This is a genomic window from Flavobacterium sp. (assembly GCF_039916025.1).
Lineage (GTDB): Bacteria > Bacteroidota > Bacteroidia > Flavobacteriales > Flavobacteriaceae > Flavobacterium.
The window spans coordinates 1-23,690 of record NZ_JBDSMB010000039.1; the positions used below are offsets into that span (position 1 = coordinate 1).

27 protein-coding genes, 1 tRNA gene and 1 pseudogene are annotated in these 23,690 nt (G+C 36.1%); 18 read left to right on the forward strand and 11 right to left on the reverse strand.

The window, feature by feature from the left end; all coding sequences use genetic code 11:
* Positions 1-61 precede the first annotated feature (61 nt).
* The 4 genes and pseudogenes from ABIQ27_RS01990 to ABIQ27_RS02005 form a co-directional block, all read left to right on the forward strand.
* Positions 62-1,453 (forward strand): annotated as a pseudogene (locus tag ABIQ27_RS01990) (LptF/LptG family permease); the annotation flags it as partial.
* Positions 1,454-1,932: 479 nt separating this feature from the next.
* Complete coding sequence (gene ribB, locus ABIQ27_RS01995; RefSeq protein ID WP_348031571.1) at positions 1,933-3,066, forward strand: 3,4-dihydroxy-2-butanone-4-phosphate synthase; 1,134 nt, start codon at positions 1,933-1,935, stop codon at positions 3,064-3,066.
* Positions 3,067-3,213: 147 nt separating this feature from the next.
* Positions 3,214-3,298, forward strand: a tRNA-Ser gene (locus ABIQ27_RS02000).
* 252 nt (positions 3,299-3,550) lie between these two features.
* The gene (locus tag ABIQ27_RS02005; RefSeq protein WP_348031572.1) at positions 3,551-3,907 is read left to right on the forward strand and encodes a hypothetical protein; all 357 of its coding nucleotides are present in this window, start codon (positions 3,551-3,553) and stop codon (positions 3,905-3,907) included.
* A 19-nt stretch (positions 3,908-3,926) separates the two neighbouring features.
* Here ABIQ27_RS02005 and ABIQ27_RS02010 read toward each other — a convergent pair whose 3' ends face one another.
* Entirely contained in the window at positions 3,927-5,009 is a 1,083-nt protein-coding gene (locus ABIQ27_RS02010; protein ID WP_348031573.1) for a Fic family protein, read from the reverse strand.
* 257 nt (positions 5,010-5,266) lie between these two features.
* On the opposite strand from ABIQ27_RS02010, the gene ABIQ27_RS02015 reads away from it, so the two are divergent.
* The 3 genes from ABIQ27_RS02015 to ABIQ27_RS02025 all read left to right on the forward strand — a co-directional run bounded on the left by ABIQ27_RS02015 (position 5,267) and on the right by ABIQ27_RS02025 (position 7,135).
* Complete coding sequence (locus ABIQ27_RS02015) at positions 5,267-5,812, forward strand: AraC family transcriptional regulator (RefSeq protein WP_348031574.1); 546 nt, start codon at positions 5,267-5,269, stop codon at positions 5,810-5,812.
* 456 nt (positions 5,813-6,268) lie between these two features.
* A complete protein-coding gene (locus ABIQ27_RS02020; RefSeq protein ID WP_348031575.1) occupies positions 6,269-6,709 on the forward strand; it encodes a DUF2147 domain-containing protein in 441 nt (146 codons plus the stop codon).
* 3 nt (positions 6,710-6,712) lie between these two features.
* On the forward strand, positions 6,713-7,135 hold the full coding sequence (locus ABIQ27_RS02025) for a DUF6010 family protein (RefSeq protein ID WP_348031576.1): 423 nt from the start codon (positions 6,713-6,715) through the stop codon (positions 7,133-7,135).
* Here the strand turns inward: ABIQ27_RS02025 and ABIQ27_RS02030 are convergent.
* The 3 genes from ABIQ27_RS02030 to ABIQ27_RS02040 form a co-directional block, all read right to left on the reverse strand.
* Positions 7,132-8,058, reverse strand: a complete 927-nt coding sequence (locus ABIQ27_RS02030; protein ID WP_348031577.1) for a DJ-1/PfpI family protein — start codon at positions 8,056-8,058, stop codon at positions 7,132-7,134. The two genes, ABIQ27_RS02025 and ABIQ27_RS02030, sit on opposite strands and share 4 nt — an antisense overlap.
* Positions 8,059-8,168: 110 nt before the next feature.
* Complete coding sequence (locus tag ABIQ27_RS02035; protein WP_348031579.1) at positions 8,169-8,381, reverse strand: hypothetical protein; 213 nt, start codon at positions 8,379-8,381, stop codon at positions 8,169-8,171.
* Positions 8,382-8,424: 43 nt separating this feature from the next.
* Positions 8,425-9,606, reverse strand: coding sequence for a DJ-1/PfpI family protein (locus ABIQ27_RS02040; RefSeq protein WP_348031581.1), 1,182 nt, complete (start codon positions 9,604-9,606; stop codon positions 8,425-8,427).
* Between the two features lie 185 nt (positions 9,607-9,791).
* Here ABIQ27_RS02040 and ABIQ27_RS02045 point away from each other — a divergent pair, with 185 nt between their 5' ends.
* Positions 9,792-10,589, forward strand: a complete 798-nt coding sequence (locus tag ABIQ27_RS02045) for an alpha/beta hydrolase-fold protein (RefSeq protein WP_348031583.1) — start codon at positions 9,792-9,794, stop codon at positions 10,587-10,589.
* Entirely contained in the window at positions 10,590-11,177 is a 588-nt protein-coding gene (locus ABIQ27_RS02050; protein ID WP_348031585.1) for a hypothetical protein, read from the forward strand.
* A 287-nt stretch (positions 11,178-11,464) separates the two neighbouring features.
* On the opposite strand, the gene ABIQ27_RS02055 is transcribed toward ABIQ27_RS02050, so the two are convergent.
* The 6 genes from ABIQ27_RS02055 to ABIQ27_RS02080 all read right to left on the reverse strand — a co-directional run bounded on the left by ABIQ27_RS02055 (position 11,465) and on the right by ABIQ27_RS02080 (position 17,657).
* On the reverse strand, positions 11,465-11,872 hold the full coding sequence (locus tag ABIQ27_RS02055; protein ID WP_348031587.1) for a cytochrome C: 408 nt from the start codon (positions 11,870-11,872) through the stop codon (positions 11,465-11,467).
* A 6-nt stretch (positions 11,873-11,878) separates the two neighbouring features.
* Positions 11,879-12,130 carry a hypothetical protein gene (locus ABIQ27_RS02060; protein WP_348031588.1) on the reverse strand — a complete coding sequence of 84 codons (252 nt, stop codon included), beginning with the start codon at positions 12,128-12,130 and terminating at the stop codon, positions 11,879-11,881.
* 4 nt (positions 12,131-12,134) lie between these two features.
* Entirely contained in the window at positions 12,135-13,145 is a 1,011-nt protein-coding gene (locus tag ABIQ27_RS02065; RefSeq protein ID WP_348031590.1) for a cbb3-type cytochrome c oxidase subunit II, read from the reverse strand.
* Positions 13,142-15,295 (reverse strand): cbb3-type cytochrome c oxidase subunit I, encoded by a 2,154-nt coding sequence (locus ABIQ27_RS02070; RefSeq protein WP_348031592.1) that lies wholly within the window; start codon positions 15,293-15,295, stop codon positions 13,142-13,144. Before ABIQ27_RS02070 ends, ABIQ27_RS02065 begins: the two co-directional genes overlap by 4 nt.
* A 128-nt stretch (positions 15,296-15,423) precedes the next feature.
* On the reverse strand, positions 15,424-16,473 hold the full coding sequence (locus ABIQ27_RS02075; RefSeq protein ID WP_348031594.1) for a response regulator: 1,050 nt from the start codon (positions 16,471-16,473) through the stop codon (positions 15,424-15,426).
* Positions 16,470-17,657, reverse strand: a complete 1,188-nt coding sequence (locus tag ABIQ27_RS02080; protein ID WP_348031595.1) for a PAS domain-containing sensor histidine kinase — start codon at positions 17,655-17,657, stop codon at positions 16,470-16,472. The genes ABIQ27_RS02075 and ABIQ27_RS02080 overlap by 4 nt, the downstream gene beginning before the upstream one ends.
* Positions 17,658-17,890: 233 nt before the next feature.
* Here ABIQ27_RS02080 and ABIQ27_RS02085 point away from each other — a divergent pair, with 233 nt between their 5' ends.
* The 9 genes from ABIQ27_RS02085 to ABIQ27_RS02125 all read left to right on the forward strand — a co-directional run bounded on the left by ABIQ27_RS02085 (position 17,891) and on the right by ABIQ27_RS02125 (position 22,922).
* Entirely contained in the window at positions 17,891-18,163 is a 273-nt protein-coding gene (locus ABIQ27_RS02085; RefSeq protein WP_348031597.1) for a hypothetical protein, read from the forward strand.
* A gap of 19 nt (positions 18,164-18,182) precedes the next feature.
* Positions 18,183-18,611: a hypothetical protein gene (locus ABIQ27_RS02090; protein ID WP_348031599.1), complete on the forward strand. Its 429-nt coding sequence runs from the start codon at positions 18,183-18,185 to the stop codon at positions 18,609-18,611.
* Positions 18,612-18,733: 122 nt separating this feature from the next.
* Positions 18,734-19,396, forward strand: a complete 663-nt coding sequence (locus ABIQ27_RS02095) for a BON domain-containing protein (protein ID WP_348031601.1) — start codon at positions 18,734-18,736, stop codon at positions 19,394-19,396.
* 24 nt (positions 19,397-19,420) lie between these two features.
* Positions 19,421-20,083, forward strand: a complete 663-nt coding sequence (locus tag ABIQ27_RS02100; RefSeq protein ID WP_348031602.1) for a BON domain-containing protein — start codon at positions 19,421-19,423, stop codon at positions 20,081-20,083.
* A 23-nt stretch (positions 20,084-20,106) separates the two neighbouring features.
* Positions 20,107-20,580: a DNA starvation/stationary phase protection protein gene (locus ABIQ27_RS02105; protein ID WP_348031603.1), complete on the forward strand. Its 474-nt coding sequence runs from the start codon at positions 20,107-20,109 to the stop codon at positions 20,578-20,580.
* A 12-nt stretch (positions 20,581-20,592) separates the two neighbouring features.
* On the forward strand, positions 20,593-21,162 hold the full coding sequence (locus tag ABIQ27_RS02110; protein ID WP_348031604.1) for a YceI family protein: 570 nt from the start codon (positions 20,593-20,595) through the stop codon (positions 21,160-21,162).
* Positions 21,163-21,192: 30 nt separating this feature from the next.
* The gene (locus tag ABIQ27_RS02115) at positions 21,193-21,504 is read left to right on the forward strand and encodes a hypothetical protein (RefSeq protein WP_348031606.1); all 312 of its coding nucleotides are present in this window, start codon (positions 21,193-21,195) and stop codon (positions 21,502-21,504) included.
* Between the two features lie 7 nt (positions 21,505-21,511).
* Positions 21,512-22,000: a hypothetical protein gene (locus tag ABIQ27_RS02120; protein ID WP_348031608.1), complete on the forward strand. Its 489-nt coding sequence runs from the start codon at positions 21,512-21,514 to the stop codon at positions 21,998-22,000.
* A 109-nt stretch (positions 22,001-22,109) separates the two neighbouring features.
* Positions 22,110-22,922 (forward strand): DUF6544 family protein, encoded by an 813-nt coding sequence (locus ABIQ27_RS02125; protein ID WP_348031610.1) that lies wholly within the window; start codon positions 22,110-22,112, stop codon positions 22,920-22,922.
* 24 nt (positions 22,923-22,946) lie between these two features.
* On the opposite strand, the gene ABIQ27_RS02130 is transcribed toward ABIQ27_RS02125, so the two are convergent.
* Positions 22,947-23,669, reverse strand: coding sequence for a YoaK family protein (locus tag ABIQ27_RS02130; protein WP_348031614.1), 723 nt, complete (start codon positions 23,667-23,669; stop codon positions 22,947-22,949).
* Positions 23,670-23,690: the final 21 nt, after the last annotated feature.

Here is a 23,690-nt window from a genome sequence, read left to right on the forward strand (position 1 = left end):
GTTTACCTTTGTGCCTAGTAAATATCCAAATTACTACATCAATAAACTAGATTAATTTCGGGTGAAAATACTTGACAAGTACTTATTAAAATCCTTCCTTATTACATTTGCTACGGTATTTGTAATTCTGTTTTTCATATTCGTTTTGCAGGTTGTTTGGCTGTTCATTTCTGAATTGGCCGGTAAAGACTTGGATTTCATAATGATTCTTAAGTTCCTTTTGTTTAAAATGCCAAGCATTATTCCGCTTGTACTACCATTATCCGTTTTATTGGCTTCCATCATGACTTTTGGGAGTTTAGCAGAAAATTATGAGTTTGCCGCGATGAAATCATCCGGAATATCGTTGCAGCGTTCGATGAGAACTTTGATATATTTTATTGCCATACTTAGTGTTGTTGCTTTTGTTTTTGCCAATAATGTAATTCCGTATGCCGAATATAAGTTCACCAACTTTCGTAGAAATATAGCCCAGGTAAAACCCGCAATGGCTATTGCCGAAGGACAATTCAGCCAGGTTGGAACTTATAATATTAAAGTTGAGAAGAAGTCTGGTGATAATGGCAGGTATCTTAAAGGCATAACCATTCATAAATTATCTAATGTTGGTGCGGGAAGCAATACTGTTATAAAAGCTAAAAAAGGGGAATTGATAAGCAATGAAAACTCAAATATCCTGAAATTAGTATTGAAAGACGGAAATTATTACGAAGATATTATTCCCAAAAAATTTGAAGATCGCAATAAAGTTCCCTTTGCTAAAAGTGAGTTCAAAACCTACATCATCAACATTGATTTATCAAAACTGAATAGCGCTAATTTAGATGATGAGCAAATTACCAATACCAATACGATGCTTACTGTTGGCGAATTAAAATTCACACTTGATTCGCTTCAGAAAAATTACAACAAAGACAGAGTTTCCATTGCTGAAAACATAAATCTTCGATCTTCAATGACTATTTCTAACTTTGCTACGAATACCAATTTCCGTAAACTTAGTACTGCCAATCTCTTAGATAACTTCTCCGATAGTGATAAAACGCAAATACTTCGGGTAGCAGGCGGTAATGTTGATGCAACCAACTTTTCTTTAGAAAGTTCACGCTTCGAATTGGAAGACAAACAAAAGATTATCAATATGCATTGGATTGCACTTTATGATAAATTCGTAATCGCTTTTGCCTGTTTGCTGATGTTCTTTATCGGCGCACCTTTGGGAGCCATTATCCGAAAAGGCGGATTAGGACTACCTATTGTATTTGCCATACTTATCTTTATCACATTCCACTTCATTAATACGTTTGGCAAGAAAGTAGCGCAACAAGATGAGATTACTCCTTTTCTGGGTTGCTGGATGTCATCCTTTGTCTTATCACCTTTGGCGATAATATTAACCAAAAGAGCTACTGACGATAAAGGATTTAATATCAGTTTTGACTGGATTACAGATATTTACAATCGATTTGTACCAGAAAGAAAAGAAGGATTGGAGCTTGAAAATGATCCAGCTATTGAAGGTTTTAACATCGATGAAGCAAATAAGGTCATAACCGGAAAAACTTCAAAAGCTGCAAAAAAAGAAACAGTTAAAACAGATATAATTGCGATAGAAGAACTTCATCAACAATACAAAAAATATAGCTTGTTTGCAATCATTGGTTATCTGGCGTTATTAATTTTGGCAATTACTTACCATTTTGAAGGTTCAATTATAAAAATAAGCACAATTGCACTCGCGGGTATTTTTTATTTTATGCTCTACAAAGCTCAATCCATATTGCTTTCCGTCGGAAATCAAACAAATAAAAAGAATGATTTGAATAATGTGATCGTTTATCTTGGAGCATTTCCTTTCTATCCATTATTTTATTTTTACAATCACATTTACTTAAGAGACATTACATCCGAATTTAATAAAAGCACTAACTAATGAGCGCAAGTAAAATACATCTCAATACTATAGAAGAAGCTATCGAAGACATTCGACAAGGCAAAATTATTATTGTCGTTGATGATGAAGACCGCGAAAATGAAGGTGATTTTTTGGCTGCTGCCGAAAAGGTAACGCCCGAAATGATAAACTTCATGGCTACCCACGGAAAAGGACTAATCTGTGCGCCATTAACTGAGAAGCGTTGCGATGAATTAGAATTGCATTCGATGGTGAAAAATAACACCGATCATATGGAAACCGCTTTTACTGTTTCTGTAGATTTAAAAGGTAATGGTGTTACGACAGGAATTTCAGCTTCCGATAGAGCAAAAACCATATTGGCTTTAGTAAACGAAGAGACAAAACCTTATGATTTGGCGCGACCGGGACATATCTTTCCTTTAACGGCAAAGCAAGGCGGTGTATTGAGACGAACAGGTCACACAGAAGCGGCAATTGACTTTGCAAGATTAGCCGGCTTTAAAGCTGCCGGTGTAATTGTAGAAATCATGAACGAAGATGGTTCTATGGCGCGCTTACCCGAATTGGTAAAAGTGGCAAAGAAATTTGACCTCAAACTTGTTTCTATTGAACACTTAGTGGCTTATAGAATGCAGCATGATAGTTTAATTGTCAAAAAAGATGATTTTGAAATAGAAACCCGTTTTGGTAAATTCCGTTTGCGTGCTTATCAGCAAACCACCAACAGACAAGTCCATTTAGCACTGACGAAAGGCAGCTGGAACTTGGGCGAACCAATACTTACCCGGATTAATTCAACGCAGGCTAATAATGATATCTTAAACACTTTAGCATCCAATATGGATAAAAAGGTAGACGATGTTTTCAACCGTATCATTAAGGAAGAAAAAGGAGCTATCCTGTTTATCAATCAGGAAGTTGATTCTTCCGACTTATTGCATCGTTTAACCGAGCTAAAACATTTACAGGCGGAAGGCAATTTCAAAGTGCCACAAATCAAAATGGACGTAAAGGATTTTGGTATTGGTGCGCAGATACTTCACGACATCGACATCTCTAAGATTCGCCTTATCTCAAATACAACCCAAACCAAGCGTGTTGGAATGATTGGCTACGGATTGGAGATTACAGAATATGTAGCTTATTAGTTCTAAATTTTAGTGTAAACAACACTTACAGAAAGGAATAGCATTTTGATTGAAAAATAAGTTTATTTTTTACCTAAATTCTTTTTGGAATAAGCAAAAGGTTATTATATTTGCAACCGCAATCAACAAAAGATTGCGAGACTTATTGGAGAAATGGCAGAGCGGTCGAATGCGGCAGTCTTGAAAACTGTTGACTGTAACAGGTCCGGGGGTTCGAATCCCTCTTTCTCCGCGGAAAGTATGTTTCAAAAGAAACATAAAATCTCAAAACCCTTTAAACATCAGTGTTTAAAGGGTTTTTTATTTTCTGTCATGCGTCAAAAGACACATAGAAAAGCAAAGTTTAGTTGCCCTATAGGTACACCTACATGGGTTCTGGAGAAAACAGGGTAACTAAATGTTAAATCAATTGTAAATTACTGAAAACTAAGAGGTTAAATACTTTTAAGCCAAATTGAATTATTAATTTAAAAAACTTAAAATTATGGTGAAGATTATCTTTTATATTAAATCAGGAAAACAGAATCCAATGGGAGAATCTCCAATTTTTGCCAAAGTTAATTTGGAGAACAAAACTACTACAATCAGTACTGGCAAGTCCATTAAGAACGAAAGATGGATTGCTTCTAATAGGTTGAGAAATTTGCTGCGAGACGACAGGGAAAAAGCTATTAAAGATTCGTTGGATGTTTTTCTACTCAAAGCGCAGCGGTTTCATAATGAAGCTTATCGAATGGGTAATGAAATTACTCTTGAAGACCTTAAAAGTCATTTGAAAGGAGTACAAGCAAAACAAAAAACGATATGCCTATTAGACTTATTTGATTTTCTTCCGAAATAGAGAAAAACAAGAAACTATTTTACCTAAGTCTATAAGAAGTACTCCTGCCATTACCTTGTTGCTCCAAAACATCTTTTTTAATAAGGTCTTGCAAGTCCCGTAGTGCAGTGTCTGTTGAAGTTTTATTAATTTTAGCATACCTGGAAACATTGAGGTTTCCGAAGAAATCGTCAAGAAGCAATTGCAGTATTTTTTGTTGTCTGGCATTAAATTCTGTAGCTCTTTGTGTTTCCCAAAACGCAGCGCGTGCAAGTGTTTTATTAATAATTTCATCAGTCTGTTCCATTGAGCGCATCAAACAATCCAAAAACCACTTAAACCAAGAAGTAATATCAAGACTTCCCCTTTGAGTGCTTTCCAATATATCATAATATTTATTGCGTTCTTCTTGTATCTGCGTGGACATTGAGTAGAATCGTTGCGGGCTTTTATCCGCTCGGGCAAGTTGCATATCTGTAATGGCTCGGGTTATACGACCATTGCCATCTTCAAAAGGATGTATAGTAACAAACCACAAATGAGCAACTCCAGCTTTCAACACGGGGTCAAGTTCTTGTTCCTGTTCCATCCAATTAAGAAAGAACTTCATTTCGCCGGGTATTTTTTCGGCACTGGGTGCCTCAAAATGAACCGTCTCTTTCCCCATAGGTCCAGAAGTTACTTGCATAAGATCATCCCGCCATGCTGCAGTTTTTATTTTATACATACCGCTGCGGCCAGTCGGAAACAAAGCAGCATGCCAATCAAACAATCGCTCGGCAGTCAATGGAGCTTTATATTGTTGTGTAGCATCTAGCATCATCTCTACAATACCCTCAACATCACGTTCAGCAGCTACGGCACCTGCAATTTCAATCCCAAGTCGTCGGGCAATCGAAGAGCGTACTTGTTCGGGGTTGAGTAATTCACCCTCAATTTCGCTCGACTTGATAACATCCATAGTCAAAGCTTTTAACATGGTTTCTTCCTGCACACGAAACCCTAGGGCTTGCATTTGCCCGATGATTCTTCCTTGCTTGTGCCTCACTTCACCAAGTATAGCACTTATTACATCAGCATCCCAGAAAAATTTCGGCCATTTTTTTTGTTTGTATATATACATAATCACCGCTATTTTGCGGTAAATATAAAGATTTATAACCGTATCAATACGTTTTGCAGCAAAAAATTATCTTAATCACCGCATAACTGCGGTAATAATAACTTAAAATTACCGCATAATGAAAATAATTGCTTCATAAAAAAAGTCCTTAATTGACACATTTTTGGTAGATAATAAAGAATAAGCATACTTATTTTTGATTAATTTTATAACTAAACTAAATCCTGATGCAAGAAGAAATACTACTCATAAAAAATATGGTCTGCCACAGGTGTTTGCTTGCTGTTGAAACAGTTTTGAATGATTTATCTATTCCTTTTCAAAACGTAACTATTGGTGAAATACATCTTTCACAAGAAATATCGTCCACACAGATTGAGCTACTGAGTGATAATTTGATGACAATCGGATTGGAGTTACTTGATAACAGAAGAAGTGGAATGATGGAAAAAATAAAGCAGCTCGTCATCAAAAAAGCACGAAACGAAGTAAATCCAGCAGATAATAAAAAAGCATTGTCATTATTTCTTTCAGACAATTTATTCCACGAATACACCTATCTAAGCAGTTTATTTTCTTCAATTGAAGGACGCACTATTGAGAATTACTATATCGAACAGCGTATTGAAAAAGTAAAAGAATTGTTAGTGTATGGTGAGATGAACCTATCTGAAATTGCGTTTGAAATGGAATACAGCAGTTTGGCACACTTATCTAATCAATTTAAGAAAGTAACCGGGCTAACTCCTACACACTTCCTAAAGGTAGGATCTCAAAAACGAAAATTGCTGGATAAAATATAGACCTCAAAGCCCACTCAAATGCAAGAACCCAAAATTGTGTAAACACAACCCAAAGAACTGTAATCACTTCCAATCCATACCACTATACTTTTGTACCAGTTAATAATAACAAATTAAATTTAAAGATTATGAAAACACAATTATTGAATGGAAAAGGTATTTCAGTTGAAAATCAAAAATGTAACAATCCAAATTGTACATGTGAAAACTGTAACTGTGGAGACAATTGCACTTGTAAAAGCTGTAACTAAACAATCCTACCTAATTTAATAAGCCACTCCATGGAGTGGCTTATTCTTTTATGCAAACTTCCGCACAAAATATACTGACAATCAATATAATAAACCTAATTCTGTCTGAAAATGGCGCACGGTTGTCTTTTTTCAGCAACTAATTGGTAGGACATTTGCAAAAGAATAATCACATACTCATTAAATCAAGTTTCAAACATCAATTATGAAAAAATCAAATCTTCTGGCTTTTGTAACATTGGCAATTTTAATGTCATTTGGTACTATGCCAGCACAAACGAAAAACACTCAAGCGGACCAAATTATTGGTACGTACTGGTCTCCTAAGAAAGATGCTAAGATCAATATTTTCAGAAAAGGAGGTGCCTATTATGGAAAATCCGTATGGGTAGCCAAATCGCGTAAGGACAATAAAAATCCTGATAAGAGTTTACAATCACGCGAAGTCCTGGGTATAGAATTACTTTCCGGATTCTCTTATGAAGATGGTCTATACACTAGTGGAACTATTTATGATCCAGAAAGTGGTAACACTTATAAATGCAAAATGACTATTGAAGGTAAACGCCTTAAAGTAAGAGGATATATAGGTATATCCCTATTTGGTAGAACCGAATTTTTTGAACGTATCACAATAAATAATTAAATTATGTTACTAGAATTATTTTGGGGACTTATAACTGCCCTTCCACTATTCGTTTTGATGCCATTGCTGAGAAAAATTATTCCGGCTAAATTAATCGCGGCAACCATACTCGTAGCCATAGGGTTCATCTATGTTGGTTTTGCACTAAAAGAGGATTCAACGGGTGAAATTGTTTTAGAAGTAATAGCCGCTTTAGTGTTTTATTTTATAGCTGTAATAGGTTTTGTAAAAAATCCAAAACTGATAGCTATAGGCATCTTACTCCATGGTATTTGGGATTTCATCCATCATCTTACTGATGCAACGGTAAACCCAACCTATTGGCCTGTATACTGTCTAACTATTGATGCTATTTGGAGTATCTACTTTTACAACATCTTCAAAAAAGAAGCAACAGAAATCAAAGCGGAAACAGTTACAATTTAACGTTCCGCTTTAATCTTTAAAATACGTTGCAGTTGTCGGGCAGATTTGTAGCCACATTTCGAAGCAATATATTCAATGGTATATTCCGGATTATTCAGCATCGTATTTGCATATTCTTTTCGTAACAAGGTTAGGTATTCCAAAATAGTAGACCCTGTTTTTTCTTTAAACACCCTGCTCAGATTTCTTGGACTCATGTTAACCATATCCGCTAGTATTTCAATACTATTTTCTTGTGATAAATTATCAATCAGATAATCCTGCACCTTGTGAATTTGCGGATTAATATGGTTTCGGTAGTCAAGATAAATGCTGTGCTGTTTATGGGTTCCGCTCCTACGGTTATAAACCACCAATTCTCTGGCTACTTTATGCGTAAAAAGTGGTCCTTTTAAATCTTCCAATATGGCCAATGCCAAATCAATTCCGGCGCTGATTCCGGCACTGGTATAGACATTATTACTTTTGACATAAAGAATATCAGACAATACTTTTGCTTGCAGAAATTGTTGTTGTAGCGCTTCCACCCTACGCCAATGTGTTGTACACTCAGTATCTTTAAGTAAACCCGCTTTTCCTAAGGCAAATGCTCCATTACAAATGGAACAAACAGTAATGTGATTGTCTGATGCATTTTTTAACCAGGTAAAAAAATCCTTTTGGGCAGAAAACGAAATACTGCTCACATACTCAAAGTTCATTCCTGGTACAAACACATAATCACCTTCCTTTAATTTGGCTTCTGAATAGTGGTTCACTTTGCCAAATCCCAAACCAGCAGTAGATACTGGTTCAGCATCAAAAGAATAAAATTTAATTTCAGCATCAAAACCATAAGATATGGCCTCCATAAATACTTGTACAGGTCCGGCAAGATCTAATAATTCTACAGTTGGGGGTATAATAAATACGATTGTTTTCATAGTTGATTTTCTGATTAGATAAAGATAAAACAAAAGCCCGTCGAACAACAGACAAAAAGATGTCAAAATCGGACGCGGGCTTTAGTATTAAAAAAGATGAACGTTATAAGTTAATCGGGCAGTTCCTGAATTTCTATTCCGAATTGATTTAGAGCTTTTTTTAAAACTGTGGTGATATCATGTTCAGCATCAATCCGCAGGATATTGTCGCAATCTTCCAAGTCAAAATTCCATGTGCAATCAAATAACAATTTGTCCAGTTTTGGTTGTAGCTGCTTCGCCTTACTTTTGCTGTCAATATTGGTTTTATATACTAGAATCATAATTGATATTTTATAAATTTAATCTACTATAGCTTTATGATGATTAATTATAATCAAGAGTTAATTTGACAACGTTCTTGTAGTGTTCTCCATATTGCATTTCAATTCTGGAAAGACATTGATCTATTGGGTAATCAGTTGCATTTTGCTTTACGATTTCAAATCCTTTAAAGTAAACCTCATCATGTTTTGAGAGCAATTCAGGCATCACCACATGGACTTCATCCATTTTAGGATTTATGGTATTTCCGCCAGTATGAATAAACGTTAATCCGTATTGTGTTTTTACGATAGAATCCTGAAGCGAAAAAGTTTTAATTTCTTTAGGATAGGTTCTGCTATAAGTATCAACAATACTGGCAAATTTTAATTCGTTTAGCCCATCATGAAGCAGCACGCCAAGCTTTTTCTGTTTACTAAAAACCATTCTTTTTACAATAGACATCTTGTTGCCGAAAGTCAAGGCAGTACTTTTATGCTCAATCTGAATTTCGTTATGTGGGTAATTCACAAGTTTGGCTACTTTAATTCTGGCATCTTTACCTAACATTTCTTCAACAATCAACAAGCTTCCATCCACTGCATTAGCAACACCAGCGGTACTAAATAAATTTCCACTTTTTGTAACACTTACGTTTTGCGTCCAGACTGGTTTATCAAAGTGTTTTTTAACACACTCAAAATCTGTAGCATGGCAGGTAAGTAATTTACCATCATACAATCCGGTTGCAGCTGCTGTAGTAGCTCCATCACAAATAGAAATGATTCGTGTTGCAGATTCAAAATGGTCTTTAATGAACTTCATATAAATAGGATCTTGGTTTTCATCACGGATAGACATGGCAGGAATAACAATAACGTCAGCCTTAAGTTTCATTTTTTCCACCTCTGCAAAAGTCAATTGAGGCAATACATAAAGATCTTTCTTTAACGCAATTGGCGTCTCATCTTTTGAAACAATATAAACATTTAATTGTCCTGTAGCATTAAAGACATAAAATGGTGCAAGCATATCAAACATCTCAGTCATTTTACTGTCCGCAATTACAAAAATTGTTTTTTTTGAAGAATCGTAAGTCGCTGTTTTCCAGTTAATAACCGGTTTCCCATTATAAGGTGGAATTTGCCCATAAGAAAATACAGGCTGCAATAGTGTTACTACAACTGCCACTAATACTAATAAGGAAGATAATGTAATAACGAATGGTTTCTTAAATTTTTTCATTTGTGAATATTTTAATTATTAAGCCGCAAAGTTGCAATCAATGAAAAGTGTCTTTCAGACATATTTATGTCAATAACGGACAACATAAAACACACGTAAACTTGTCCGTATCTGACACTTATATGTGTAAAATAGATTTTCTAGAGCCCATACTTTTGCATCAAATAATTCTAAAATCATATATCATGAAAAACTATTTACTTATTTCAATTCTATTTGTTTTAACGCTATCATCCTGTGAAGAAGAAATATCCTTAAATTCCAATTTCACAAAGCATTTTACTATTTATTCTACAGAAAAAGGAAGAACATATCCTATTTGGGTACAGCTGCCTGAAGATTATAATCAAAATACTGAATTGTACTCGACCATTTATGTACTCGATGCAGATGATAATCAGGAATACGTTGCTAAATGTGCTAAAGATGCCAGTACACGTTTGAAAACAAAAAACGTAATTGTTGTTGGTATCGGTTATGGTGATGACAGGACCGTTGACTACACACCAACGCATACCAATATGGGCGGAGGTGAAAGTCCCATTTTCCTTGATTTTATTAATAATGAACTTATTCCTAAAATTCAGACCGACTTTAGAGCAGATACATCAAGGAATTCTCGTGTAATTCTTGGTCATTCTTTTGGAGGTCTTTGTGGAGCATATGCATTTACTAAACGAAATGAAATATTTGGGAACTATCTAATGTTGAGCGCCTCGTTGTTTTATGACAATGATCTTATGATTCAATATGAGCAGGAATCAAGACCGCAAATACACAATGAGCAGCAATTAGTTTACATAGGTGCTGGCGGCACAGAAGGACCATTATTAGTTGACAATGACTTGTTGCACCTACGTTTAAAAAGTTATTTCTATACTCAAACAAAAACAACTTTTCAAATTATTGAGGGAAAAGGACATAACGCTTCAAAAAATCCAAACATTAAAAAAGCAATTAATTTTTATTTTCAAAATCGTTAAATGAAAAAAACAATCCTAATCCTCATGGTTTCTGTTTGCTCATTGAGCATGTATTCACAGATACTAAATAGCGGCAAGAAAGAAAAATATGTTAATCGCAAATTAACAATTGAACCGGCTATAGGAACGCGTATGCAGACTATATTGGGTTCAACAGATATCCAGTTGACAAATTTGCTTCAGTACAATATCACCAGGAAATTAAGTTTTGTATCGCACACTGTCATTTCTACCGACATTAAAAATGGCAATTTCAATAATGTTGATACAAACTACAGTTATTCGCTTTTACAGAAATTTGGCATCGGTACCAGCTTTTATTCGCAAAAAGCTTCGAGCTCATTTTTCATCTTGGGCGGAATAAAATATAATGCCTATTCAGGTACACTGAACAATCCAATTATAGAAGAGCATATTACAACTAAAACTAAGGGTTTAGTTCCTGATTATGGCATTATGTATAACTATAAAAGAGGGATAAAAAAGTATTTTTTCAGTGCCCGTTTATATTGCCCAATGTACGATGGTGTTGCTGGAATCTTAGAAAATGCGACTATTGAGTTTGGCATTGGTATTAAATTAAAGTAGTTAGGTCTTGCAAGTTTTTTTTTTCAAAACCTAAATTGGAATGTCCAATCCAATTAAAAATCTTAAACAATATTTAATTATTTTAAAAGATAATAATCATTTTCTCCGCAAAAAAAGACCGATTAGGAAACTAATCGGTTTTTTTATTTGCTGAATGTGTCAAAAGCTCGCTTTTGTAAGCAGCCGGAAAATAAAAAAACAAACGGCTTAAAAGAAGCCGTTATCGATTTTCTATTTAATACTATTTCTTATAAGTCTTCAGAATTTATCTTACCAAAAAACCTGAATCATATAGTACGATTCAATTCCACAATGAAATAATAAATAGCAAATCCAACAAAACCAATCACGATAGCCCAGAACCAGGCTGGCGTTGATTTTGGTGTTTCGCTTCCTTCAATTAAAAATTGCTTCTGGTCTCCCTTTCCATAAGCGTTAATCATAATTGGAAGTATTCCATCTACTACGTCATTTTCCGAGATGCCTTCGATAGCTATGGATGGGCCATTTCTGACTGAAAATGGGATAGAACGAACACCTTCTTTTCCAGTGGGATCTTTGCTTACGATTTTAAGGATGTGATTGCCATCGACCAATTTCGTCGTATCCAATTCGAAGTTGATAGGAACCGAAAATGATCCGAAAGGTTTTTCATTATCATCTAAAAAAATCAGTACTGAACTTTTTGTTGTCATATCAATTTATTTTAGGATGGAATATTTTATATGGTTTGCATTTTTTTCTCCGGGTTTGGCAAGCCATTTTACTGTGTAGAATAAGGTAACCAGAGCAATAATTATTGTAAGTATGATACTGATGTAATCCCAATTACTTTCCGGTCCTGAACCATGAACAATGCCTCTGAGCAATTTGGGCTGGTTGCGTTCACAAGTCGGACATGCCGATAAGGTCAGGTTTATAAACAAAAAACTAAGTGCTGCATATTTTTTCATAAGATCAATTTGAGGCTGCAATTTTAATTTTTATAAAATCCATGATTTTTTTGATTTCTTCGGGAGTGACTTTCTTAGCCTTGTTTCCCCAGGCACTTCTTTCATAATTCATGATGGCGGCAACGTCAAACTCAGTGAAATTCATATTGGTACCTACTGCAGCCATTTCGCCGTATTCCGGTCTCGGATTGTAGCCATTCATAATGATATCGACATACAATTCAAGATTATCACCTGTAACAACTGGACTGCCTTTAAGCGGTGGAAACGCGCCTTTAAGTCCTTCGCCATTTTGTTGATGACAACTCATGCAATTCGCCGCATACAAGCCTTCCCCATCAACTTTGCCAGTGCTTTTGGCTCCTGAACTTGCCTCGGAGGGTTTTTTATATAAGAATTCCGGGGTTTTGTTGCCCACAGGTAAAGGTGTTTGTTTCAATGATTGTATATAAGCCACTAATTGTAGTGCTTTTTTGGTTGCAACTACTTTTCCGGTTGCTCCATTCAGAAATGCCGCCGGAACAGTCACAACAATATCCGTTTTTGAGGGATTGTCTTTCATTTCAAAAAGCCATCTGTACGAAGGCATAATAGATTGTGGAACCACAGATCGGGGCTGGAATAAATGCATCAGGTTCCAATCCCTGCTTGATTGTCGGTTTCCAACATCCGTCAAATCTGGACCTGTACGTTCTGTACCCATTAAAGTGGCGGTGTTCTGCCAAATGCTGGTGCGCCCAATATTGGCATAATCAGAAGCCATTCCAGGTCTGCTTCCAAAGACTTTATCCATTTCGACATTCCGCACTTGTTGCGAATGGCATCCGACGCATCCTTCAGATATATAAATTAATTTTCCTGCTTTCGCATCGCCTGAAAGCGCTACTGTTCCCGGTAAGGGCAAATTATTATATTGATTCTCAAAAGCAGGCATTATCACGACTAGATAAGTCAGGAAGGCAAACAAAACCCCTGCTGTAATGTACAATCGTTTGTGGTCGTTGAAGATAGTCATAGGATTGGTTTAATTGCGATGGATTGTTCCAGTATTTTTAGAGCTTCGTCTTTTACATCTATCGTTTCCGGCTCATTAGCGGTCATTCTGTAAAAATTATAAGCAAATATCAGGTGGGAAATAAACATCAGGCTTCCGCCAATGGCACGCCACACCCAAAAATCAAACATTAACACTACACTGTCGATGAATGGTTTGTTGCCTTCCATCCACATCAGCCCTCTCAATGTCGCCCCAATCGAAAGTGGAATCGAATAAAACAATAATCCTATAAAGGCAAGCCAGAAGTGTACTCCAACTAAATGCTGTGGTGGTTCCTTCCCTGTAAGCCTCGGAACGACAACATAAATTCCTCCCCACAAGGTGAAGGTGATTATTCCGTAAAATCCTAAATGCGCATGCGCTACTGTAAAGTCGGTGAAATGCCAAAGCAGGTTGGTAAATTTAAAGGCTTCGGCTGTGCCCTGCATCGATACAAGGAAGTAGTAAATCACTGCAAGCAGAAAAAAGGGCAATGTATAACTCGAGGTTACTTTGTGCCAGCTCCCTTTAAATGTCATCGAAAAATTAATTGTTGCCGCAACAACCGGAATGATCATTCCAACGCTTCCCACAATGGCAACGGTTTGAAGCCACCATGGCAATGGTGCAAAGATGAAATGGTGCGTTCCAATGATGGTATAAAATAATATCTGTGCCCAAAATGCCAGAATTCCCAAACTGTAAGCATAAATCGGTTTGTTAATTTGCTGTGGAATGAAATAATATAAGAGTCCGAGTGTAAATAAAGTGAACCACATACCCACACCAGAATGCATGAAATAGCCTTGTACAATTGTTTCGCTTACACCATCCTGCCAGAAAGGTAGATAAGCCGTCAATGCTACAATGATTGTAAAGATGATTGCTGAGACAATATACCAATTGGCGATATAGATTTCTTTTGTGGTGCGCCTTGCAACAGTCATAATAAAGTTCGCGAGCGTTAGAATCAGGGCCACCGCAAACAATGCCATCACTGGCCAAATGTATTCCCGAAATTCCCCACCGCCATTATTAATGCCTGACATTAGGCAAATCGAGCCCAGAACCACCATTAGGTTTGTGAGCACGAGCGCAATCCAGCCCCATTTGATGCTGTATATTTTGGTGTTGCTGACAATTGGAACGACATAATATCCCAAGCCAATCATACCGATCGAAGCCCAACCCCAGAATACGATGTTGGTATGCACGGGACGCAGTCTTCCAAAACTTAACCAACTTGAATGATCTACATCGGGCGCAATGAACTTAATTCCAAGGTATTCGCCAATTCCGGTTCCCAATACCAGCCAAAAGGCGGCACATCCGAAATACCACAGAATCAATTTTGCTATGTCAGAGTCAAGAGATGGCTTTTGGACAGCTCTCTTTTTCAAAGACAAAAAATGGTCTTCATGCTTCTCGCTTATGTTGGTGATTATCCCAATTGTGTCTTCGGGTTTTTGAGTTCCTGACAACTCATTGTTTGAAAGATTGTAACTTAATGCACTTTCTCTTTTGATCAACAGGTCTTCTAATTCTGCATCATTAATAGTATTGATGTGCTCGCTAAATTGTAACGCCTGTTTGGTTTTTCCTTTATTTAGATACCCTTTTATCGTACGGTTAACTTTCACCAATGCAAATACAATTCCCAGTAAGATGGGAATGAGTATTAAAATTATGGTGATGATTATTCCCGGCTGTTGGAAAAAGTCTTCGGTCGGAAGTTTAGTGTTCTGGCTGAATACAGCTGTGCCGGATAACAATGCAATGACGATTGGTATCTTACCCAACCCTGATTTTTCTTTATTTGCGGACACTAAGCCCTTGTTTTTTATGGCGAAGTACTTTTTGATTTGTGATTTGTTCAGGTTCTTCAATAAATCCTGATAGTGACTACTATTGTCTCCATCCGTCAATTCATTTTGATCTTTATCCTGGTCTTTGATTTTAAAAAATAATATTCCTGCCAAGAGTAGTAATGGAACTATTATAACCATTAAGAGCAGCCAAACGCCGAGTGAATTACTATCGTTGGAAATTATGTTATCCGCAGTTTGCGACCTTATAGACATTGATGTCAATAGTAATAACGCTATACAAATTTTAGAGCTGAATTTCATAATGTTTCACTTTGCTGTTTGACAAAGGAATGGCATTGAAGCGGTCGAAAAAATGACAAATGGCATTTAAAAAAGTGACGAATGTCATTTATAGATTATTACCGGTAACATGATAACGGTTACAATATTTAATTTTTCATAGCGCTGATTTTGGTATAATCAAGAATACTAATTTGACTTCCTTTTCTTTGAATTAGTCCTTCATTCTTGAACTCAGTCAGGGTGCGGCTCACGGTTTCACCTGCAGTACCGGACATGGCGGCCAAATCATCTCTTGAAATACTCATGCTTTCATCGGTTGTTGTGTTATTTTTGAATAAGCGCAATATAGATTCTGCGATTCTTTTCCGTACAGACTGGTAGGCAAGATCAAGCAATTGGATATCCTTTTCACGCAATTCCTCGGACAGGATTTTGAGGAATTTCTCTGCTACATCAGGGTAAAGACGTAACAGTTCTTCTATTTGTTCTTTAGGGAAGAAACACAGTTCACTATCTTCGAGCACTGTAGCTGAATCTGTATAAATTTCGTTATACAGAATCGCATTGATACCCAGAAAATCATCTGTTTCATACATGCCAGTCATCAACTCACGACCATCGGCATTCATTTTAATAGTCTTGATTTTTCCGGCAAGAACCAGATAAGCTCCGGTTGCACGATCTCCTTCATAGTAAACAACCTGTTTTTTTTTTAAAATCCTACTAGTACGCTGGGCTATTATTTTTTTTAGTTCATCAAGCCCTTCATTTTTAGAAATCAGGCGTCCAATATCATCGAGCGGTTTGCTGTAAAAATCCTGTTGCTGTTCTTTTTTCTTTAGCCTGCATTCTACTGCATTTAAAAGTTCGAGTCTGCCAAAAGGCTTTGTAAGATAATCATCGGCACCCATTTCCATACCTTTACGAAGGTCTGGCCTTTCCGACCTGGCTGTTATAAATATAAAAGGGATATAAGCTGTCTCCTGATTTTTATGAAGAAGGTATAAAACCCCGTAACCGTCAAGTTCAGGCATAGTGATGTCGCACAAAATGAGGTCTGGTAACTCTTTCGTTGCCATTTCAACACCTTGCTTGCCGTTCTTTGCTTCACTAACGTTATAGCCTGCCAGTAAAAGTATTTCACTTACACTCTCCCTGATTTCGTTATTGTCCTCTATTAACAGTATTTTGTTCATGATAATAAAAATGTTAAGGTGAATACCGTTCCTTTATCTGCATCACTGATAAAATCGATGTTGCCGTTCATGAGCGATATGTAGCGTGTTACAATGTTTAATCCAATTCCCGTTCCCGGAATATTTCCTGTATTATGTGCTCTGAAAAAAGGTTCAAACAAATGTTTTTGATCTTCTGCAGGAATGCCAATACCATTGTCGGTTACACAAATAATACAATGAGTAGCATTTATTTCAGTTGTAAATTCTATACAGCAGCTTTCTCCTGAATACTTAATAGCATTGGTAATAAGGTTAATGATACTGTTTTTAAGCAGGTTAAAGTCGAGATAGATTTGCGTCTGGATACCTGTATGCGTAAAAAGTATTTTTTGTTCTCCTTTAATCAATAATTGCATCTCTTCTGTTATTTCTGCCGCAAGCGCAGTAAGATCAAACCAGATTGGTTTGGCTTTTACAGTACCGGTTTCCAATTGCTCCATGTACAGAAAATCAGTAAGTATCGCGGTCAGGCTGGAAACAGCGTTCTCAATTTTAAGAACATGTTTCTGAATGGGAGCGCTTTCAAAAGGTTCTGCATACTTTTCTATAAGTGAGGCCGAGAGTTGTACAGTGCTTAGTGGTGTCCGGAATTCGTGGGAAGCCATCGATAAAAACCGGTTTTTTAATTTACTGAGTTCCTTTTCCTTCTCAAGGCTAACACTAACTTTTTCTTTCGATTTTTCCAGTGCTTTAATCGTATCGTTTAAAGTTTTGGTGCGGTCTTCAACAAGTTCTTCAAGATGGGTAGCATAATTTTTAAGGCGTTCTTCATAAGCTTTTTGCTGGGTAAGGTCATGGATAAAACCTGCGTAAATTTTACGCCCTGCATATTTAACTTCGCTGACACCTAATTTAAAGGGAAATTGATAACCATCTTTAGTACGTCCGATTAGCTCTCTTCCAATTCCGATGATGTGAGCTTCTCCACTCGTTTTATAATGTTTTAGGTAATTGTCATGGGCTTCCCTGTCTGGCGAAGGCATAAGCATAGAGATATTTTTGCCAACGAGTTCTTCCTGCGAATACGCAAAAAGTATACATGCTGAAGGATTGATGCTTTCTATAATTCCGGCATCATCAATAGTTATAATGCCATCAATGGCATTGTCAACAAGCGCGTGCAATAAGGCTGCATTTTCCATGAACGTTTTGTGGCAGTATAATATACCATCAAGTAAATATATTCCTTTGAAATCAAAATAGCTTACACAATTTGGGATTTATGTTACAATGTCAATATCATGATAAGAGTTGCATAATGACGCACGTCACTTATTCAAATGACGATTGTCATTTCCTTATTGTTATATGTGCTGCAATTTTGTATCATAATAATAGGATGCCCCTATTACATAATGACATCTATAAACAAATCATGAAAACAAAGACTAAAAAAATGGCTGCAGAAATTACATCAGCCTTAACCGAAGCAACTTTGGTAAAATCAAGTGGAAAAAAAATAATGAAGCGTATTGATGCTACAGCTAAAAAATTAGCAAAGAAAATCAATAATAAGATTAAAAAAACTACCGCAAAAACGAAGAAAAATTTACTGAAAAAAGAGCTTAAAGTCAAGAAAACAGCTGAAAAATTACTTCCCGAAAGTACGGCTAAAGGTGTCGCAAAACAACCTGCATTAAAAGTCTGAAGAACGAAAAACAACTTCTATGAAAGAAGACCTTAGGAATTTAGAATTTCTTGCAATAAATTCTAAAGAGATTATTGAAAAACAGGTTGATTCGTATCGACAACAGCATTCCTATGCGGGAACAATAATTGGATTTACCGTTTTGTTTATCCCCTTTTTCCTAAATAGTCTGGATGTGTCTAATCAATTGCTGCAATTCATTTCAATAGTTCCAATAGCGCTTTTTATTACTTCAATACTATTGATGCTGAGCATTTTCAGGAGCAAACCACTTGACCAGGCATTATCTGCAGAAAAATATGAGGCACTGATGAAAAAATCCTATAAAGAAATCTTACTGTTTGAAGTTCAGGCCAACAAAACTTCCTACATCAAAAATAGTGTTTTGACTCTCAAAGGAAACAAAAGATATTCACAAGGGTGGGACTTACAACAATTGCCATTCTAATTGCGATTCTTCTCCTTTTGGCAAATTCATTTGTAACGATGGAAAAGACAACTGCGAAAATACCTTTTATCAATACATTCAAAAATTCAGGTGCAGAATAAAGAACTACTATAATAATGACAATGAAAAGTGACGAAATGTTACAGAATGATGTTCTCGGGGTTTTACAGACGGAAGCATTTACAGCGATTCCCGAAATCAATGTGACAGTCTGCCATGGTACTGTAACTCTTACCGGAAAAGTCGACAATTATTCCAAAAAAGTTCAAGCCGAAAATGTCGTCAAAAATGTAGCGGGTATAAAAGATGTTGTCAATGAAATTGATGTAATGAAAAGAAGTTGGAAACAAAATAATGATATTGATATAACTTCAGGATTGTTGAGTGCTTTTAGTTGGAACTGGAATACGCTGAACAATGTTGTAAAAGTCGACGTAATTAATGGTTGGGTAACACTTTCAGGAGAATTGGCATGGAACTACCAACGTGATGCCGCTAAAACAGCAGCCACTAATTTAATTGGTGTAAAAGGAGTTACCAATCTGATTACCCTAAAATCCGATGGAAGGATCGAAGTAAATAAGTCTACCCTGGAACGTGCACTCAAAAACCATATGGCACTTGATGTAACTAATATAACGACAGAGGTTTCAGGATGTGATGTAATTTTAAAAGGATCAGTCGATACCTGGTACCAAAAAGAACTGGCAGGACGTATTGCGTGGAAAGCTCCGGGCGTAATCAAAGTAACTAACGAGCTTATTGTGGATGAGGGACAAATCTAAGTAATAACCTATAGAGATACAATTATGAAAAGTAACGAAGAACTACAGAAAAATGTGGTAGATGCCATTAATTGGGAGCCGCTGTTGCAAGCTGCCGAAATTGGAGTAAAGGCCGATAATGGAGTGATAACACTTACAGGTGCCGTTAATACATACATCAAAAAATCAGAGGCAGAACTAGCTGCCAAAAATGTGGCGGGAGTAAAAAGTGTCATTGAGAAAATTGAAGTCGTCTTTAATATCCATGATACAAAAACGGATGCTGAAATTACAGCCGCCATCGCTAATGTTTTCAAGTGGCATTGGGATATTCCAGGAGATAAAATAACAATAACCGTTGAAAATGGGTGGGTTTTCTTGACTGGCGAACTTGAATGGAATTACCAAAAGGAAGCCGCTAAAAATGCTGTCAGCAATCTCATTGGCATCAAGGGAATCACCAATAACATTAGCATCACAACATCTTCAAAAGATGTAATAGAAACAAAAGACATTGAAATTGCAATTGAGCGAAATGGGGGAATTAACAACAAAAATATCGAAGTATGTGTACTCCATAATATTGTAACGCTAAAAGGCCATGTCGATTCCTGGCATCAAAAAAGTGAAGCCGGACGCATTGCCTGGAATGCTCCAGGTGTTAAGCAGGTGCAAAATGATCTCTATGTAGATTTTGACGAATTATAAATAATCATAATAAAAATGAAAAAATGAAAACTGATATAGGAATTACAGAATCGAACCGTCAAAGTGTTACCAATGAACTCTCGAAAATTCTGGCAGATGAATATGTTTTGTATACAAAAACCAAAAATGCACATTGGAATATTGAAGGTGCCGACTTTTATGATAAGCATAAATTCTTTGAAGTACAATTTGGTGAATTGGACACTATCATAGACAGTGTTGCAGAAAGAATCCGTACACTAGGCCACTACGTCGACGCCATGCTCAAAGCATTCCTGAGTGTGACCCAATTTACAGAAGAAAGACGCGAAAAAAACAATAGCACTGGCTATCTAAAAGAATTACTGATAGATCACGAAACCCTAATAATGTCATTAAGGGGAAACATTCATGTTTTTGCTGATGAATACCATGATTTAGGTACTAGTGATTTCATCACCGGACTTATGGAAAGCCATGAAAAAATGGCTTGGTTTCTTCGTTCTCATTTAAAATAAAAACCTATCACAGTGAAAAACAAATACATCATTAATAAAATTGCAGTCCTGATTATGTTGATTGCAACAAGCAATATTGCAAAAGCACAGACAAGTTTTAAAATCGAGGAAAGCAGGGATAACATGATGATACTTTCCGGAAGTTCAACATCCCATGAGTGGACGATGAAAACAAAAATATTTACTGGAAGTGCCCAATTCAATCTTGTTCCCAGAAATGACATTAAGGGATTGCATTCTCTCGAATTTTCATTACCAATGCTGCAACTTAAGAATAGTAAAAAGGTAAAGGCAAATAAGTTTAAATACTTGACTTATAAGGTTACTAAAGCGAAAGTCATTGATGAAAAAGATTCTGTATATCAGGTCACAACTACAGGAAATCTTACTATTGATGGAAAAACCAAAGTAGTTAACATTGACATTTATTGTTTCGCCAATAAAAATGGCAGTATAACCTGCACCGGAAAATACATATTGCAAATGACTGACTACCATGTAGAAAATCCCTCTCTTATGGGAGGATTGATGAGTACTGGAGAAACAGTACTGCTTGATTTTTCAATGCGCTTTGAAAGATAAATTAATAGAGAGTTCAAACACCTCATTTTAATGGAGAAAATATATATGGACAGCTTGATTACCGCACTGGCAGAAGTGAAAAAACTTGGTTATAAAACCCAATTTGGGGTTGAAGGAAACCATCTCATTTCTCTCAAAACTAAAAAAAGCTTCCTGCCTGATCAGGTTAAAATCGTTCATTTCTACCGCTTCGAAAGCGAATCAAACCCTGATGATAACGCTATACTTTATGTAATTCAGACCATAAATGATGTAAAAGGAACTTTGATAGATGCTTATGGCATTTCAGCCGATTCAGAAACTGCAACCTTTATGCGGAAAGTAAAAAATATCCATAAATAAAAAACAAATGAAACATTTAAATTTATCAATTTATATAATTTTTGTCTTTACGGTAATCATTATTCTTTTAAACCGTTTTACGCCCTTCTATATTGCTGATTACAGAGTCCATTTTTTCTTTCTGTTTTTTGCAGCATCTTCATTTATGATTATTATAGGGCATCTCTTCAAAAAATTAAGAAGCAACCAGTCCATTATTTTTACATTCATAATTGTTGGTACTTTATGTCTCTTAAAAGCTTTTTTTACTTGGGAGGGCGACTGGAAAACACAGACGTTATTGTTTCGTAATATCAATGATAATAATAAGACAATCAATTTTCAGCTGAGTGCCAAGAGGTTCTCTTTTGGTTATAAAAAACGGATAGTGGAAATATATCATCTGGCGCCTTTTGTGGAATGGACAACCGATGTCGACACACTTTATATAGATAAATCAAAATGGGAAAAGCTGGATTTGCAATTAAACGAAATTGGACTCCCAGTAGAGCACTAGTCCAAATCTATATTATTTAAATCTGGAATGATGGAAACCTAAGTCTTATGATAGGGTTTAAAGAACTTTCAGTATTGACAAAAAAGCATAAATCGGTTAAAAAAATAAAATGATAATTACATTTATTATTATTGGTTTCTTACTGCTGACTTTAATGATTGGGAAGATTGCTATCTTCTTAAAATTCAAAAAGCAGGTTAGAGCATTATATGCTAATGCAAAAGATATTTCTGATACCCTATTCAGCTTTGGTCAGTTGAAAGATTTGCCTGAACCGGTTCAGCGCTATTTTAAATATGTCCTCAAGGATGGACAGCCTTATATAAGTTTTATAAGATTGACACATAAGGGACTATTCAAAACCAATCCGAAAAAAAAGTATATCAATATTACCGGCGAGCAGTACTTTTCTGTTCAGCAACCGCAATTCATCTGGAAAGGCACAACTGCGATGTTCACGGCAATAGACAGCTATATTGCCGGTAAAGGAAGTTTAAAAGTTTTGTTGCTTGATAATTTTAATGTAGTTAATGGTAAGGGCAGTTCATTTAACGAAGGTGAGTTGCAGCGCTGGCTTGCTGAAAGCGTTTGGTTTCCAACTAACCTGTTACCTTCAGAAAAGGTACAATGGACGGCAATTGACGAAAATTCAGCAAAATTATCATTCCATTATAAACACATCTCATTTTATTTTATCGTATTATTTAATGCGTTGGGCGAAATTACCGAAATGGAAACGCAGCGGTTTATGACTGAGAAAAAAAGGGAACGCTGGATTTGCAGTATGTCAGATTACAGGAAAGTCAATGGGTTACGAATCCCTTTTTCAGCTGAAGTTACCTGGAAATTAGAGGCAGGCGATTTCAATTACGCAAAATTCAATGTCCAAAAAATTGAATATAATATTCCTGAAAAATTTTAAATGGATATCCCAGGATAAAGATTATCAATGCCTGTATTTTCTTTTCAGACGCAATAGTCTTAATTTAATACTATCATAAATAAGACCTCCAAATAAGGTGATTACTCCAAACAGCAATACCCTAAGTCCCATTTCAGAATAAAAAATACCACCCACAATTCCGCCTGCAAAAAAGAAGCTGATAATCGTAAGCCTTAATCTTATGGAAGTAAAAAGTTTTTGCCTTGCCGGAACCTCACGATAAAAAAACAATTGTGAAAGTTCGATTCCTAAATCAGTAAACAATCCTGTTAGGTGTGTAGTCCGTACAGTCGCATTTGAAATTCGTGTGACAAGCGAATTTTGAAGCCCCATCGCATAAAGCAATACAAACGCAATCATATTTGGATTTTCTACAGCCAATTGCTGTCCAAAAACAGCGATAACTAATAAAATAAAAGCTTCAATTGCGGTAGGGACAATATAAGTATAATTGCTGTTTCTTCGGGTAATGTATTCCACCAGGAAGCTCGATGAAAATGATCCGAGGAAGAAGAAAAAAATGTACAGAAAGTAAATAAAGCCCTGCCAGAAATTAAGTTTAAAGATTTCATCTACAAAAAAAGCAAAGTGACCGGTTACATTTGTGGTAAGTTTTTGGATTGCCAAAAAGCCTGCGACATTAACAATTCCAGCTACAAATGAGAGTAATGAAGCAATTTGCAGGTTGTGGTTTGCCGTTCTTTTATTACCCTGATGAGTGAACATTTTTACAGTATTTAATGTTAT